This is a genomic window from Micromonospora sp. WMMD736 (genome assembly GCF_049179015.1).
Lineage (GTDB): Bacteria > Actinomycetota > Actinomycetes > Mycobacteriales > Micromonosporaceae > Micromonospora.
In genome coordinates this window covers 6,904,366-6,919,068 of record NZ_JBMHMI010000001.1, presented here as the reverse complement: position 1 = coordinate 6,919,068, position 14,703 = coordinate 6,904,366, and the positions used below count along the sequence as shown (strand labels likewise).

Annotated in this window: 16 protein-coding genes; 2 read left to right on the top strand and 14 right to left on the bottom strand. The window is 73.0% G+C overall.

Annotation, left to right across the window (positions count from 1 at the left end; translation table 11 throughout):
* Positions 1-200 precede the first annotated feature (200 nt).
* Complete coding sequence (locus ACN269_RS31465) at positions 201-689, top strand: transcriptional regulator (protein ID WP_007458348.1); 489 nt, start codon at positions 201-203, stop codon at positions 687-689.
* Between the two features lie 86 nt (positions 690-775).
* Here ACN269_RS31465 and nusB read toward each other — a convergent pair whose 3' ends face one another.
* The 5 genes from nusB to ACN269_RS31440 all read right to left on the bottom strand — a co-directional run bounded on the left by nusB (position 776) and on the right by ACN269_RS31440 (position 4,684).
* Positions 776-1,186 (bottom strand): transcription antitermination factor NusB, encoded by a 411-nt coding sequence (gene nusB, locus ACN269_RS31460; protein WP_421476680.1) that lies wholly within the window; start codon positions 1,184-1,186, stop codon positions 776-778.
* Positions 1,187-1,209: 23 nt separating this feature from the next.
* Complete coding sequence (efp, locus tag ACN269_RS31455; RefSeq protein ID WP_355053076.1) at positions 1,210-1,767, bottom strand: elongation factor P; 558 nt, start codon at positions 1,765-1,767, stop codon at positions 1,210-1,212.
* Positions 1,768-2,167: 400 nt separating this feature from the next.
* Positions 2,168-2,599, bottom strand: a complete 432-nt coding sequence (gene aroQ / locus ACN269_RS31450; RefSeq protein WP_421475956.1) for a type II 3-dehydroquinate dehydratase — start codon at positions 2,597-2,599, stop codon at positions 2,168-2,170.
* On the bottom strand, positions 2,596-3,675 hold the full coding sequence (aroB, locus tag ACN269_RS31445) for a 3-dehydroquinate synthase (protein ID WP_421475954.1): 1,080 nt from the start codon (positions 3,673-3,675) through the stop codon (positions 2,596-2,598). Before aroB ends, aroQ begins: the two co-directional genes overlap by 4 nt.
* Before the next feature lie 10 nt (positions 3,676-3,685).
* A complete protein-coding gene (locus ACN269_RS31440) occupies positions 3,686-4,684 on the bottom strand; it encodes a helix-turn-helix transcriptional regulator (protein ID WP_421475952.1) in 999 nt (332 codons plus the stop codon).
* Positions 4,685-4,764: 80 nt separating this feature from the next.
* On the opposite strand from ACN269_RS31440, the gene ACN269_RS31435 reads away from it, so the two are divergent.
* The gene (locus ACN269_RS31435) at positions 4,765-5,493 is read left to right on the top strand and encodes an alpha/beta fold hydrolase (RefSeq protein WP_421475950.1); all 729 of its coding nucleotides are present in this window, start codon (positions 4,765-4,767) and stop codon (positions 5,491-5,493) included.
* A 98-nt stretch (positions 5,494-5,591) separates the two neighbouring features.
* Here the strand turns inward: ACN269_RS31435 and ACN269_RS31430 are convergent, their stop codons facing one another.
* From ACN269_RS31430 to ACN269_RS31390, 9 genes are all read right to left on the bottom strand, one after another.
* Positions 5,592-6,095, bottom strand: coding sequence for a shikimate kinase (locus ACN269_RS31430; protein ID WP_421475948.1), 504 nt, complete (start codon positions 6,093-6,095; stop codon positions 5,592-5,594).
* Positions 6,095-7,273, bottom strand: coding sequence for a chorismate synthase (aroC, locus tag ACN269_RS31425; protein WP_421475946.1), 1,179 nt, complete (start codon positions 7,271-7,273; stop codon positions 6,095-6,097). Before aroC ends, ACN269_RS31430 begins: the two co-directional genes overlap by 1 nt.
* Positions 7,274-7,368: 95 nt before the next feature.
* Complete coding sequence (locus tag ACN269_RS31420) at positions 7,369-8,289, bottom strand: glycosyltransferase family 2 protein (protein WP_421475944.1); 921 nt, start codon at positions 8,287-8,289, stop codon at positions 7,369-7,371.
* Positions 8,286-8,894 carry a glycosyltransferase gene (locus ACN269_RS31415; protein WP_421476678.1) on the bottom strand — a complete coding sequence of 203 codons (609 nt, stop codon included), beginning with the start codon at positions 8,892-8,894 and terminating at the stop codon, positions 8,286-8,288. Before ACN269_RS31415 ends, ACN269_RS31420 begins: the two co-directional genes overlap by 4 nt.
* Before the next feature lie 65 nt (positions 8,895-8,959).
* Positions 8,960-9,436: a UDP-N-acetylglucosamine--LPS N-acetylglucosamine transferase gene (locus ACN269_RS31410; RefSeq protein ID WP_421475942.1), complete on the bottom strand. Its 477-nt coding sequence runs from the start codon at positions 9,434-9,436 to the stop codon at positions 8,960-8,962.
* Between the two features lie 215 nt (positions 9,437-9,651).
* Positions 9,652-10,914, bottom strand: a complete 1,263-nt coding sequence (locus ACN269_RS31405) for a hypothetical protein (RefSeq protein WP_421475940.1) — start codon at positions 10,912-10,914, stop codon at positions 9,652-9,654.
* Positions 10,911-11,813: a sulfotransferase domain-containing protein gene (locus ACN269_RS31400; RefSeq protein WP_421476676.1), complete on the bottom strand. Its 903-nt coding sequence runs from the start codon at positions 11,811-11,813 to the stop codon at positions 10,911-10,913. Before ACN269_RS31400 ends, ACN269_RS31405 begins: the two co-directional genes overlap by 4 nt.
* An 8-nt stretch (positions 11,814-11,821) precedes the next feature.
* Entirely contained in the window at positions 11,822-13,429 is a 1,608-nt protein-coding gene (locus ACN269_RS31395; protein ID WP_421475938.1) for a lipopolysaccharide biosynthesis protein, read from the bottom strand.
* Entirely contained in the window at positions 13,426-14,670 is a 1,245-nt protein-coding gene (locus tag ACN269_RS31390) for an O-antigen ligase family protein (RefSeq protein ID WP_421476674.1), read from the bottom strand. The genes ACN269_RS31395 and ACN269_RS31390 overlap by 4 nt, the downstream gene beginning before the upstream one ends.
* Positions 14,671-14,703 lie beyond the last annotated feature (33 nt).

The following is a 14,703-nucleotide window of genomic DNA, read 5'->3' as shown; positions in this document are numbered from 1 at the left end:
GCTTCACGCCACGTTACCAGTGGTCACCGCGCCGGCCGACAGCGGCCGCTGATCACCGGATCAGATCCACGAAACACCGGTGGCCCCCTCGGCGCTCCCCAACGGTAAGGTCACGACCACTTGACCAGGTGTCCCATTCCCCGTACCGTCACGCTCCGTAGCGATCGACGGGAGAACCCCGAGCAGCACTGGGAGTGTCAATGCCCTCTGAATACGCCAAATCTCTGGGCGCCCGCCTGCGCTCCATCCGCCAGCAGCAGGGCCTCTCCCTGCAGGGTGTGGAGGAGAAGTCGAACGGGCGGTGGAAGGCCGTGGTGGTCGGCTCGTACGAGCGTGGCGACCGGGCCGTGACGGTGTCCCGTCTGGCCGAGCTGGCCGAGTTCTACCGTGTCCCCGTCTCGGAGCTGCTGCCCGACGGCAGCGGTGTCCGGCACGAGCCCACCAGCAAGATCGTCCTGGACCTGGAGCGGCTCTACGACGAGGCCTCCGAGGACCTGGCCTACGTCGCCCGCTACGCCCGCGCGATCCAGCAGCAGCGCGGTGACTACAACGGCCGGGTGCTCTCCATCCGCGCCGACGACCTCCGGGCGCTCGCCATCGTCTACGACGCCTCACCGTCGGGTCTGATCGAGCGGCTCACCGAGCACGGCGTGCTGGTGGCCGACCCCCGGGCGTTCTTCGCCTCCTGAGCTGTCGCTTCACCTGATCTGCCGTTCGACGAGAAGGGCCCGTGCCGGTGGCACGGGCCCTTCTCGTTCGCGGTGCTCGCGTCGGCTCAGCGGGTGGCGTATTCGGCGATGCGGCCGAGCACACCGTTGAGGAAGCGCGGCGAGTCGTCGGTCGACATCTGCCGGGCCAGCTCGACCGCCTCGCTGATCGCCACCGCGTCGTCGATCTCGTCGACGTAGAGCAGCTCGTAGACGGCGATCCGGGCCAGGTTGCGGTCGACCACCGGCATCCGGTCGAGGGTCCAGCCCTCGGCGTAGCTGGCGACCAGCTCGTCGATCCGATCCAGGTGCTCGGCGACCCCCTCGACCAGCCCCACGGTGTAGCCCAGGTGCTCCGGGCGGGGCTGTTCGATGCGCTGGAGGTAACCGGCCAGGACCTCGACGGGCGGACGATCCCGCAGGTCGGCCTCGTACAGGACGTCCAGCGCCCGCTTGCGCGCCTTGCGGCGCGCCGGCATCTGCTGCTTGGGACCCTCAGCCATCAGGCGCGGCCGAGGTAACGGCCGTCGCGGGTGTCGACCTTGATCTTCTCACCGGTGGTGATGAACAGCGGAACCGGCACGGTGGCGCCGGTCTCGACGGTCGCCGGCTTGGTGCCGCCGGTCGAGCGGTCACCCTGCAGACCCGGCTCGGTGTAGGTGACCTCGAGCACGACGCTGGTGGGCAGCTCGATGTAGAGCGGCACGTCCTCGTGGGTGGCGACAGTCGCCTCCGCCTCGGGCAGCAGGTAGTTGGCTGCCTCCCCGACGGTGCCGCCGGGCACGGTGATCTGGTCGAAGGTCTCCAGATCCATGAAGACGAAGTCCTCGCCGTCGGCGTACAGGTACTGCATCGTGCGCTTGTCCACGGTCGCGGTCTCGACCTTGGTGCCCGCGTTGAAGGTCTTGTCGACCACCTTCCCGGACAGCACGTTCTTCAGCGTGGTGCGGACAAACGCACCACCCTTACCAGGCTTGACGTGCTGGAACTCGACGACGGACCAGAGCTCGCCGTCAAGGTTGAGTACCAGGCCGTTTTTGAGGTCGTTGGTGGAGGCCATTTCCTGCCTTGATCATCAATTGGCGGACAGACCCGGCAAGTCTACAAGCTGCGCCGAGACGCTTTACCCGCCGTGGTCGCCAGCCGCGCAAACCGACGTCTGATGCGCACCGGCCATCACTCCCCGTCACCATGGACTTGCTGTCGCGCGCACGTCCTTGACCCTTTGCTCTGCTTCAACGGACGCAACAGTCACGGTCCGTGCCACACCATGATCGGCACCCCACCCCGACCCAACGCAGAGATTGGCAGCTCAGGAGAGGTGTTGCCTCCGTTGAAGCAGAGCAAAGGAGGCGAAGCAGCAGGACGCTCCCCTTCAGCGGGCAACGAGGCGACCACCAGCAGTGACACCGTTGAGCGTCGGCGATATCACTGTGGGTGAAACTGCGGGATGGGGTGGTTCAGTCGACGCCGACGGCCAGGTGGTGCAGGGCGAGACGGTAGCCGTCGATGCCCAGGCCGCAGATAACCCCGGTCGCCACCGCGGAGATCACCGAATGGTGCCGGAACTCCTCGCGGGTGTGGATGTTCGAGATGTGCACCTCGACCAGGGGCCCCCGCAGCATCGCGCAGGCGTCGCGCACCGCGTACGAGTAGTGCGACCAGGCGGCCGGGTTGAGCACCACGGCGGCCCCCTCGTCGGCGGCGTCGTGCAGCCAGCCGAGCAGTTCATGCTCCGCGTCGGTCTGCCGGACCGTGACGTCGAGTCCCAGCTCCCGACCGGTGGCCTCGCAGAGCGCCACCAGGTCGGCGTAGCTGGTCGAGCCGTACACGGTCGGCTCCCGGGTGCCCAGCCGACCCAGGTTCGGCCCGTTCAGCACGTACACCCTCATGGAGTGGCCAGCTCGCGGTAGGCGGCTTCGAGCAGGGCGTCGTCCGGGCCCTCCAGCATCGCCGGGCGGGCCAGCCCGTCCAGCACCACGAACCGCAGCCGGGCGCCCCGGGCCTTCTTGTCGACCCGCATCGTGGCCAGCAACCGCGGCCAGGCCTCGGCCGGGTAGCTCACCGGCAGGCCGAGCGCCGTCAGGGCGCTCCGGTGCCGGTCGGCGGTCGGGGCGTCCAGTCGGCCGGCGAGCCGGGCCAGCGTGGCGGCGTACACCAGGCCGACCGCGACCGCGTGGCCGTGTCGCCAGCGGTAGCCCTCGTGCTGCTCGATCGCGTGCGCCAGGGTGTGACCGTAGTTGAGCACCTCCCGCAGGCCCGACTCCCGCAGGTCGCCGGCGACCACCTCAGCCTTGACCCGGATGGCCCGCTCGATCAGCTCCCGGGTCACCGGCCCGCGCGGGTCGGTCGCCGCCACGGGGTCGCGCTCGACGAGATCCAGGATCACCGGGTCGGCGATGAACCCGCACTTGACCACCTCGGCCAGCCCGGCCGCGAGGTCGACGGCGGGCAGGCTGTCGAGGGTGGCCAGGTCGGCGAGCACACCGACCGGCGGATGGAACGCGCCCACCAGGTTCTTGCCGGCGGCGGTGTTGATCCCCGTCTTGCCACCCACGGCCGCGTCCACCATGCCCAGCAGGGAGGTCGCGACCGGCACCCAGCGCACCCCGCGCAGCCAGCAGGCCGCGACGAACCCGGCCAGGTCGGTCACCGCGCCGCCACCGACCCCGACCACCGCGTCGGTACGGGTGAAACCCGCCGCGCCGAGGCGGTCCCAACAGGCCGCCGCCACGTCGATCTGCTTGCCCGACTCCGCGTCGGGCACCTCGATCGGCAGCGGGTCGACCCCCGCCGCGCGCAGCCGCTCACCGAGCGCGTCGGCCAGAGCCTTGAGCGGGGGCGTGTGCAGCACCGCCGCCCGGGTCGCGCCGGGCAGCAGCCCCGGCAGCGCGCCCAGCAGGTCGCGTCCGACCAGCACGTCGTACGGTCGTTCGCCGCCGACCGGAATCCGGGTCACCTCGTCCATCGCCGGCAGCCTAGTCGAGCGGAGCACGCGGTGCGGGCGGCTGTCCACCTGCTGGCCGGGCGGACCAGTCCGCCAGGCGACGGGCGTGCGCGGCCACCTCGGCGCGCAACGCCTCCGGATGCCGCACGGTGAAGGGGCAGCCCAGACCGGCGAGCAGCACGGCCATCCCGGGCAGGCTCTCCGCCCGGGCGCGCAACAGCACCCCGTCGGCACCGGCGGTCAACTCCGCGACGGTGGGCGGGATGCGGCGACGCACGGCGTCCAGATCGGTTTCCAGCAGCACCTCCACCTCGTGGGCGTACGGCACCCCGGCCAGCGACCGGGTCACCCAGGCGACCGCGTCGAAGTCGTCCGGCACCCGGAAGGTCGCCGGGCGGGGGGTCACGGCGCCGATCCGGTCCAACCGGAAGGTGCGTACCTCACCCCGGCGGTGGTCGTGACCGGCGACGTACCAGCGGCCGGCGTGGACGACCAGCCCGTACGGGTCGAGTTCCCGGTGTGACCGCTCGCCGCGCCAGGAGCGGTAGTCCAGCGCCACCCGCTGCCCGCGACGGGCGGCCGAGGCGAGGGCGAGCAGAGTGCCCGGGGCCGGACCGTGGTCCCGCCCGGCACGCGGCAGGGTGAAGCCCAGGTGTTCCTGCACGGCGGCCAGCCGGTCGGCGAGCGCCGCCGGGAGCACCCGCCGGATCTTCGCCAGCGCGGTGGCGGTGGCCGGTTGCTCGGTGGCGATCCCGACCCGTTCCGCGACGACCAGGCCGAGCAGCACAGCCACCGCCTCGTCGTCGGTGAGCATCAGCGGCGGCAGCTTGTAGCCGGGACGCAGCCGGTAGCCGCCGTGGCGGCCCCGGTCGGCGGTGACCGGGATGCCCAGGTCGAGCAGCGTGGCGGCGTACCGGCGCACGGTCCGTTCGTCCACGCCGAGGCGGGCGGCGAGTTCGCCGGCGGTGGCCCGGTGCCGGGTCTGCAGGAGTTCGAGCAGGGCCAGCACCCGAGCGGCGGGTCGTGACACGGGCCACTCCTTCAAACCGGGCGGATACTGTCCGGATTCGATCGTACGGTCAACCGGTAAACCGAGCGAAGGAGCGATCGATGGCGACTTTTGTGCTGGTACCGGGCTTCTGGTTGGGCGCCTGGGCGTGGCGGGACGTGACCCTGACCCTGCGCGCGCAGGGCCACGAGGTGTACCCGATGACGCTCACCGGCCTGGCCGAACGCGACCACCTGGCCGGGCCGGAGGTGAACCTTGAGACGCACACCACCGACATCGTGCGGCTGATCGAGGTCGAGGACCTGCGCGACGTCCTGCTGGTCGGACACTCCGGCGGCGGCATGCCGGTCGCCCAGGCGGCGGACCGGATCCCGGACCGAATCGCCCGGGTGGTCTACGTGGAGAGCGGACCCCTGCCGGACGGGACCGCGCAGTTCGACACCGTGCCGCCGGAGGAGCAGCAGCGACTGCGCGCCATGATCGGTGACGGTCACCTGCTGCCGCCGCCGGCCTGGGATCCGGCGGCCGACCCGACGAACCTGGCCGGCCTGGACGAGCCGACACTGACGTTGTTGCGCGCCCGGAGCACCCCCCAGCCGTTGCGCACGTCCACCGACCCGGTACGGCGTACCGGTGGCCGCCCGGTGCCGACCGCCCTGGTCGCCAGCACCTTTCCGCTGAGCGTGGTGGAGCAGATGATCGCCCAGCGGCACCCGCTCTTCACCGGCCTGACCGGCGGCCGGCTGTTCGAGCTGCCCACCGGGCACTGGCCGATGCTCAGCGAGCCGAAGGCGCTGGCCGACGTGCTCGACCTGATCGCCCGAGCCTGACACCGCGCCGATCTTGCGGTTGCGGTGGTCGAGACACCGGGAATGCCCCGGTACGTCGGCGCAGCAACTGCAAGATCGACGCGGAGGGCGGGGCGGGGTCAGCGCGGGAGCAGCGCGGCTACCTCGGCGACTACCTGCGCCGGGGTGCGGCCATCGGTGATCACCGTGTCGGTCGCCACCTCGGCGTACAGCGGTTTGCGCTGGTCCATGAGGTGTTTGAGGGTGGCGCGCGGGTTGATCGCCAGCAGCGGCCGGCCCGCGCCGAGCCCCACCCGCTTCACCGCGTCGGGCAACTCCACCGACAGGTGCACGACCCGGTGCCCCACCAGGGCGGCCCGGGTCTCCTCGGCCAGTACGGCGCCGCCACCCAGGGCGAGCACACCCGTGCCGGCCGCGAGTGCCGCCGCCACTGCGGCCCGTTCCAGGGCCCGGAAGTGCTCCTCGCCCTCGTCGATGAAGATCTCCGGGATGGTCTTGCCGGCCATCTGCTCGATGTCGGCGTCGGTGTCCCGGAACTCCACGCCGAGGGAGTTCGCGAGCGCCTGCCCCACGGTGGTCTTGCCGCAGCCGGGCACCCCGACCAGGACGACGACCGGCGCCATCAGCGGATGACCAACGCGTCGAGGTAGCCCGCCAGGTTGCGGCGGATCTCGGTGACCGAGTCGCCGCCAAACTTCTCGGTGGCCGCCTCGGCCAGCACGAGGGCCACCATCGCCTCGGCGACGACGGCGGCGGCGGGCACCGCGCAGACGTCGGAGCGCTGGTTGATGGCGGTCGCCGGCTCACCGGTGACGACGTCCACGGTGGCCAGCGCCCGGTTGAGCGACGAGATCGGCTTCATGGCGGCGCGGACCCGCAGCGGCTCGCCGGTGGTGATGCCACCCTCGAGCCCGCCGGCCCGGTCGGTGACGCGGCGGACGCCGGTGGCCGACGGAATGATCTCGTCGTGCGCCTCGGAGCCACGGGAGCGGGCCTGCTGCCACCCGTCACCGATCTCGACGCCCTTGATCGCCTGGATGGACATCAGCGCGGTGGCCAGTCGGGCGTCGAGCTTGCGGTCCCACTGCACGTGGCTGCCCAGGCCCGGCGGCACCCCGTAGGCCAGCACCTCCACCACGCCGCCGAGCGTGTCGGCGGCCTTCTTCGCGGCGTCGACCTCGGCGACCATCAGAGCGCTGGCCTCCGGGTCGAGGCAGCGCAGCGGGTCGGCGTCGATGCGGTCGGCGTCCTGCGGGGTCGGCCGCAGCCCGGGCTTCGCGGCCACCGGACCCAACTCGACCACGTGCGAGACGATCTCGATGCCGAGCGCCTGCCGGATCAACGCCTTGGCGACCGTGCCGACGGCCACCCGGGCGGCCGTCTCCCGGGCGCTGGCGCGCTCCAGGATCGGACGTGCGTCGGTGTGGCCGTACTTCTGCATGCCGGCCAGGTCGGCGTGGCCCGGCCGGGGACGGGTCAGGGGCGCGTTGCGGGCCTGCCGGGCCAGCTCCTCGGGGTCGACGGGATCGGCGGCCATCACCGTCTGCCACTTGGGCCACTCGGAGTTGCCGACCCGGATCGCCACCGGGCTGCCCAGCGTGACGCCGTGCCGCAGCCCGCCGATCACCTCGACCTCGTCCTGCTCGAACGACATCCGGGCGCCACGGCCATAGCCCAGCCGGCGGCGGGCCAGCTCGCCCGCGATCTCGGCGGTGCTCACCTCGATGCCGGCCGGTACCCCCTCCAGCAGCGCGACGAGGGCGGGGCCGTGCGATTCACCTGCAGTCAACCAGCGCAACACAGCGGTCAGTCTGTCACGGCGCGCGACGGGCACGTCGCGCTGCCCGCCGCGTCCCGCCCTGCGGACGGCGAGGACCGTCCGCAGGGCGGAACGGATCAGATGCCCCGACCGCGCTTGTGCAGGGTGCGCAGCACCGAGTCGGCCCGGACCACCCGGCCGGCGACCGCCAGCGCCAGGTAGGCGCGTGGCTCGCGCGGATTGCGGCGCAGCGTGTGCCGGGCCCAGCGCAGGGCCCCCCGCCGGTCGCCGGAGGCGGCCCGCGCGAAGGCGATCTGCCCGGTGACCCGGGCCTCGCCGGCCGGTTGCCCGGCGAACTCCGGGTAGCGGTGCAGCAGCCACTGCAACGCCTCGGAGATCGTGTCCCAGCGCTGCGCGAAGTACGACCGCTTGTGCCAGCGCACCAGCACCGACGGCGTCCGCAGGTTGATCAGCGGCGCGCTGCGGGCGGCGCGCAGCAGGAACTCGTAGTCCTCCGCGTAGCTGCCCGGGATCTCCTCGTCCACCAGGCCGAAGCCGTCGCGCAGCGCCGCCGCCCGGATCAGGAAGGTGGACGGGTGCAGCTCCGTCAGCCGGTCCCGCAGGAGATCGTCCAGGGTGATCCGGTCCTTGTCGAGCACCCGGTCGACGGTGTGCCCGTCGTAGCTGACCCGGATGCCGCAGCAGACGAACTCGGCGCCCGGGTCGGCGGCCAACGCCTCGACCTGGGCGGCCAGCTTGCCGGGCAGCCACTCGTCGTCGTCGTCGCAGAACGCGATCAGGTCCCCCTCGGCGGCGAGGGTGCCGCTGTTGCGCGCGCCGGCCAGCCCGGGCGCGCGCCCGTTCGCGATCACCCGGACCGTCCGCCCCGGACCGCCCAGGACGGTCAGCGACTCGTCCGGCGTGGACTGGTCGAACACGACCACGGCCTCGATCGTGCCCGGGTACTCCTGGGCGAGGATCGCGGTGAGGGCCGCGCGCAGCAGCTCGGGGCGGTCCCGGGTGGGCACCACCACGCTGACGCTCGGCTGCTCGGTCATCGGGTCTCCTTCGTCGGATGGCCGGTGCGGGGCCAGGCCCGCCAGCGGGATCGGCGCGGCTTCGAACGCGCCACCAGGTCGTCCACGATCTGCCCGACCCGGGCCACGGCCGCGCGGCGGGCCTCGTGCGCGGCCGGGTCGGCCCGGACCGCGTACCGGGAGGGGTCGGCCTGTCCGACGGCGAGCGCGTCGTGCAGTTCCTCGCGGGTCTCGCAGAGCACCACCAGACCGGCCGCGCCGAGACGGCGCGCGAAGAGCTGCTGGTGGTCGTCGACGTGCTCGCCGCGCGCCGGGTCCCGGGGCACCACGATGGGCAGGTGGCCGTGCCGGCGGGCCTCCAGGATCGTCGCCGGGCCACCGTGACACACCACCAGGTCGGCGTCGGCCATCGCCTGTTGCAGGGCGTCGTGCCCGAGGAAGGGCACCGCGCCGGGCAGGGGCGGGGCCACGGTGTGCCCGTGCTGCACGGTCAGCCCGACCGGGCCGGCCTGCGCGTGCCACTGCGCCAGCCAGTCCACCAGCCGGTCGAAGGGATGCTTGTCGGTGCCGACGGCGACGAGCAGCAGGGGCCGCTCGACAGCCGTCGTGTCGCGCTGGCGCGGCAGCCGGGACGAGTCGGCCGCGGCGTCGGGCCGGGACGACTGGGTGCGGGCGACGTCCGCCTCCCCGCTCACAGCAGCGTCCCCACGACGGTGGCCTCCGGGTACTGCCGGCGCTGCTCGTCCCACTGCACGAGCATCGCGGACAGGAAGGGCCGGCAGAGCCGCGCGGTCATTGTCGGAGTGTCGATCCGGTCGTACACCTCGATGTAGACCGTCGGGATGCGACGCAGGCGGGCCAGCACCACGAACGGCACGGCCACGCCCGCGCCGGTGGTGACCACGGCGGCGACCCGCCGACGTCGCAGCACCCGCCAGGCCAGCCCCGCGTTGCGCAGCAGGTTCGGTACGTTCCGGGTGGTCGGATGGTGCGCCGGCACCAGGTCCTCACCGGTCAGCAGCGACACCGCCTCCGGCGTGTCGAAGGTGACCCAGCAGCGCCGCCACCGTTCGTACCAGGGCCGCAGGGCGAGAAGTTGGGCCAGGTGACCGCCGCTGGATCCGACCAGCAGCAGCACCGGCGACTCGTCGTCGATGTTCGTGTCCACGCGACTCCCCACAAGTTCGCTTGGAATTCCGATTTACGCAAGGCAGCAGCAGATCACAGGTTTTCCGGTCGTTGAATAGCGCGACCGGACGAGGCGACGATCTCCCCCGTGGGTGCTCAGGCCCCCTGTCACGCCCACACCCCATCGACCACCGTCACGACCTGCCATTATGTGGTCACGCTATGACGCGCCCCCGGCGTCGGGAATTCTCCTGTTCACTCGCTATGTCGTTTCTCGATGACGTCCAACAGTGCGGGATGCAGCGCGGGGTTCCACCCGGCGCCGGCGTCGGCGAGCCGCCACGTCCGCAGCCACATCTCCAGCAGGTACGCGTCGGCCACCAGCGCGCACCGCGCCGGGTCGAGGCCGAGTCGTCCACCGTGTCGTGCCAGCCACACGTCCACCGCCGCGGCGGCCACCGCCGCCGGCTCGCCGCGCAGCACCAGCGACCGCTGGAACGCGTCGTGCGCCAGGTCGAAGCCGACCGGCACGTCCGGGCCACTGTGCTCCCAGTCCCAGGCGACCAGGCGGCCGTCGTGCGTGCCCAGGTTCCACGGCACCCAGTCGCCGTGCCAGTGACCGAACTCGACGGTCGTGTCGCCGTGCCGGCGGGCCAGCGCGGCGACGGCCGGCACCGCCCGCGCCCCGGCGGACCCGGCCACGGCGGCCCGCTCCGCCTGGGCGACCAGGCGCTTAAGGAACGTCGACGAGGCCAACGGGCGCGGCACACCGGGCGCACCGCCCCGGCGGGCGACCGCGAGCAACGCCGCGATCCGCGGCGGGTCGTCGGCCGGCACCCCACGTACGTCTGGCGGCAGCGGCTCGATCACCGCGACCACCTGACCGGCCCACGCCGTCTCGGTGAGCAGCCCCGGCGGCACCGGATGGTCGGGCACACCGGTCACGGCGCGCAGCGCGCGCAGCGCGGCGGCCTCGGCGGTGACCAGGGACCGGGTGGCGTCGTTCCAGCCAATCTTCGCGTAGCCCCGGGGACGACCGTCGAGGGTGAACAGTTGCAGCGTGGGTTTGACGTTCGGGTCCGGCGGACGAACGCCGCACGCGGCCAGCAGGGGCGCACCGCCCAACGCGGCGGCGAGCCGCTCGGTCAGCACCAGCTCGGCCACGGGCGCCCCCACCGGCACCGACACGGTCAACGTCGGAAACGGTGCCAGGCCCGCCCCGCCCAATCGGGCCAGCCCACCGAGCGCCGCCCGGAACGCCCGCACCTTCGGCGGCCGCAACGCGTTGTACGCCAGCAGCGACGCCGCGCCGGCCCGGGGTGCGCCCAGCGGTACCAGGAACCGTGCCCGCGCCACCGACGGCACCACCGCGTACCGGGCGACCGCCCGCTGCCCGGCCGGCACCGTGCCGCCCAGGGTCAGGTGGACCTGCTCGTCCGGGAACACCGCACGACTCACCCAGCCCAGCCCGTCCACCCGCGAACGGGGGTCCGTGGCCGGGGTGACCCCGGTCGTCACGCCGCCCGGTCCGCCCAGTCGAGGTCCAACCCGAGCCGCTCGCGCAACGCGTCGTTGTACGGGCGGTAGTAGTCGGTCAGCTCGGCGCGGACCGCCGGCTCCAGCGGGGCCGAGCGCCGGTCGTTGTAGACCTTGAAGTTGGGCAGGTCGTACGGGGGCAGCCCGAGGAAGTCGAGGGTGCGACGGTAGGTGGCGCGGGAGTCGCGGTACAGGTCCTCGCTGGGCAGGAAGAGCATCTGGGCGGGGTCGAAGCGGTCCAGCCACGGCTCCAGGTGCTCCAGGTAACGCCCGCGCGCCCGGTAGGTGTACCAGTCGTACGCCTCGCTGAACGCCTCCGGCTCGGCGATGAGCCGCTCCCGCTCCCCCGCCGTACGCTCCGGCTCGGCGGCCAGCGCGGCCGCGAAGTCCAGCGGCTCGATGCCGTGGGTACGGCGCTCCTTCCAGTGCGAGTACGCCCGCTCGACCGGATCACGCAGCAGCACGATCAGCTTCACGGTCGGCATCAGCGCGGCGACCCGCTGCGCGGCGAGCGGGTGGAACATGTAGAGCGGCGCGGCCTCGCCGACGCGGACCGGCCCGCCGTGCCGCTTCGCGAGGGCCTCGCGCTGCCGTTCGGTCGGGAAGTGCGAGCGGTACCACGCCTCACCGCGACCCCAGTGCTCCTCGAAGTAGTGCGCCGACTTGGTGTTCCACGCCGGAAAGAGCCGGGGCACCAGCGGATGCTGGATCAGGTAGTTCCACAGCGAGGTGGTGCCACCCCGTTTGGTGCCGATGATCAGGAAGTCCGGCAGGGGCCGCCGGTCACTGGTGCGCACCCCGTAGTCGACCAGGGACTCCTTCACCCGGGTGGTCACCTGGGTCGGCACCAACTGCTTGACCCGGTCACGGATGGACGCCACGACGGCCCTCACCTACCTCTCGTCGATGCCGGGGCCGGCCCGGCGGCCGTGGCCGCCTCGTCGGACCCACGGATCTGCCTCATGGTCACCCGGATGCCGGCGCGCACCCGGGGCAACGTCAACAAGCCGACGCAGCCGGCCACCAGCACGGCGAGCGCCACCGCCAGGCCGGGCAGGCCACGCCCCGCGGCGAGCACGCCGACCGCCGCCGCGACGCCCACACCGCCGACCGTGGCCGCCGCCGCGCGCAGCGTCGCCCCGCCGACAAGCGGTTCGCCGACCACCCAGCGGGCGAAGCCGGCGGCGGTGAGGTTCTCGGTGGCGATGCCGGCGGCCCACGCCAGCGCCGCTCCCGTCGCGCCGTGCCCGGGGATCAGCCAGAGTCCGAGCGAGACGGTCACGGTGAGCCCGGCCAGGGTGGAGACCAGGTGCAGGCCGCTGCGTCCGCCCATCAGCAGCAGGCTCTGCACGTTGCCCACGCCGGTGTTCACCAGCATCGCCAGCGCCAGCACCGTCATCGCCGGCACGCCGGCGGTGAACTCCCGGCCGAACAGCTGCAGGAACGCGAGCGCGAACACCGCCAGCAGCAGGTACACCGGCCAGGACAGCACCAGCCCCCAGATGGTCAACTGCCGGTGCACGGCCGCCGCGGCGGCCCGCTCACCGCGCCCGAGCAGCCGGGACAGCTGCGGTGACACCGCCACCCGCAGGCCCTGCATGGCGAGCTGACCGGCCAGCACGTAGCGGCCGACCGCGCCGAACACGCCCGCTTCGGCCGGTCCGGCCAGCACCGACGTCAGCAGCACCCCCACCCACATGCTGCCCGCGTCGATGGCCGCCGAGGCGGCCCGGGGCAGCGCGAAGCGCCAGAACGTCGACCAGTCGGACCCGGTCGGCCGTAAAACCGCGCCCCGCCCCACCCCGAGCGGGCCGGCCACCAGCACCAGGCACACCAGCAACGCCAGCGCCGCCGGCACCAGCCAGCCGGTCATGCCGGCGAGCAGCCCACCACCTGCCAGCGCGGCGGCACCGACCAGGGCCGGGCGGGCGACCGGCAGCAGGAGGAACTGGACGCCGACGTACGCGCGGATGGGTCGTACGCAGCGCAGCGCGGCCAGCAGCAAGGTCATCACCACCACCACCGGCACGGCGGCGAAGGTCAACGTCAGCAACCCGTGCGCCGCGTCGCCCGAGCCGCGCAGCAGTCGGGGGGCGAGCGCGTCGGCGCTCAGCGCTCCCGCGACGGCGACGGCGAGCCCGGCCAGCAGCGGTGGGATCAGCGCCACCGGAAGCACCCGTGCCGCGTCACCCCGGACGCCGAGACGCCGCCGGGGCACCGCCCACATGATGCCGGTCTCCGCGCCGAGCGTGCAGACCGCGGTGGCCACGGTGACCACGCCGATCGCGGCGAAGAACGCACCCGCGCCGGCCGTCCCGTACCCCCGGGTGATCACCACGGCCAGCACGAACCCGAACAGGCCGCTGACGGCCGCACCGAGCAAGCCGGCCACCCCGCTACGGGCGCTGCGGCGCGTCTCGACCGCGCCGGTGTCCGGGGCCGCGCGCTGCGGGCCGTCCCGGCCGGCGTCGGCCGGCGGTCGGGTGGCGGCGGTCATGCCGGTACCGCCGTGCTGGCGGCGAGCGGTGGCTGCCACCGCTGCGGGCGGGGCGCGCGTTCGCGTTCGGTGAGCGCCATGGCGAAGCCGACCGCGAAGAACGCGACGGCCAGGTTCTGGTTGGCCATGCCGTAGAACGGGATCTGCACGAGGCAGACCACCGGCACCACGGCCAACCACTGACCGGCCGCCGACGTCGCCCGCGCGCAGACGACCGCGGCGGCCACGAACCAGCCCAGGAAACAGACCAGCGCCGGTACGCCGTGGCTGAACAGCACCATCCACAGTTGCCCCTGCGTGCCGATCGGCGCGTCCGCGGAGACGGTGTCCACGTTCACCGGAGCGCCGTAGCCCAGCCACGGCGAGTCCTGCACGCGGCGGATCACCTCCGTGTAGAGCGACAACCGGTCGGTGTTGGTGTCGCTGGAGTCGACCCGATTGTTGATCAACTCGGTGATCGGGATGAAGAGCGTCGCCACCGCTCCGGTCACGACCACGCCGACGATGGACGCGGCAACGCGGACGTTCCCCCGCAGGCTGGCCCGCACCCCGAGCACGGCCAGCCCCGCGCCGAGGCTCAGGAACATCGCCCGGTTCAGGGTGAGGAACGCGGGGGCCAGCGACAGCGGCAACGACGCCAGCAGCGCCCACCGCAGCAGCCCGCGACGGCGCAACATGGTGTACGCCACGACGCAGGGCAAGGTCATCGCGTACGCGCTGCCGTAGTTGTTGGTGTACGCGAACGGCGCCGCGGGCCGGTAGATCGGGTTGAGCGAGCGAGGGCTGTACTCCGCGGTGGTCAGGTGCACCATGTCCTGGATGAACGGGGTACGGGCGACGCCGGCGGGCAGCAGCACCTCCATCGGCGTGGCCAGCGCGAACCGGGGCACGAGCACCCCGAGCCAGCCCAGCACCACCAGCGCGAACCAGAAGGCGCAGAGCGGGGTGAGCACCGCCACCAGGTCGGCGCGTTCCCGGGCGGCGGCGTACACGTAGACGCCGACCACCAGCGCGGTCAGATAGAAGGCCAGGCGCAGGGCGAACGTCAGCAGCGACGCCGGTGAGGACAGCTGGGTGGCGCTCACGACCACGATCGCCAGGAACAACAGCCAGACGCCGGCCACCGGGGGCAGCGGCACCCGCCCCCGGGTGAGCAGCACCGCCAGCAGCAGCGCGCCGAGCAACGACCAGCCCAGGTAGAACGCGCCGAGCGCCCACCAGAGCGGCACGAAGCCGAACATCAACGCCAGCGGCCACAGTGGCAGCCGGGCGGG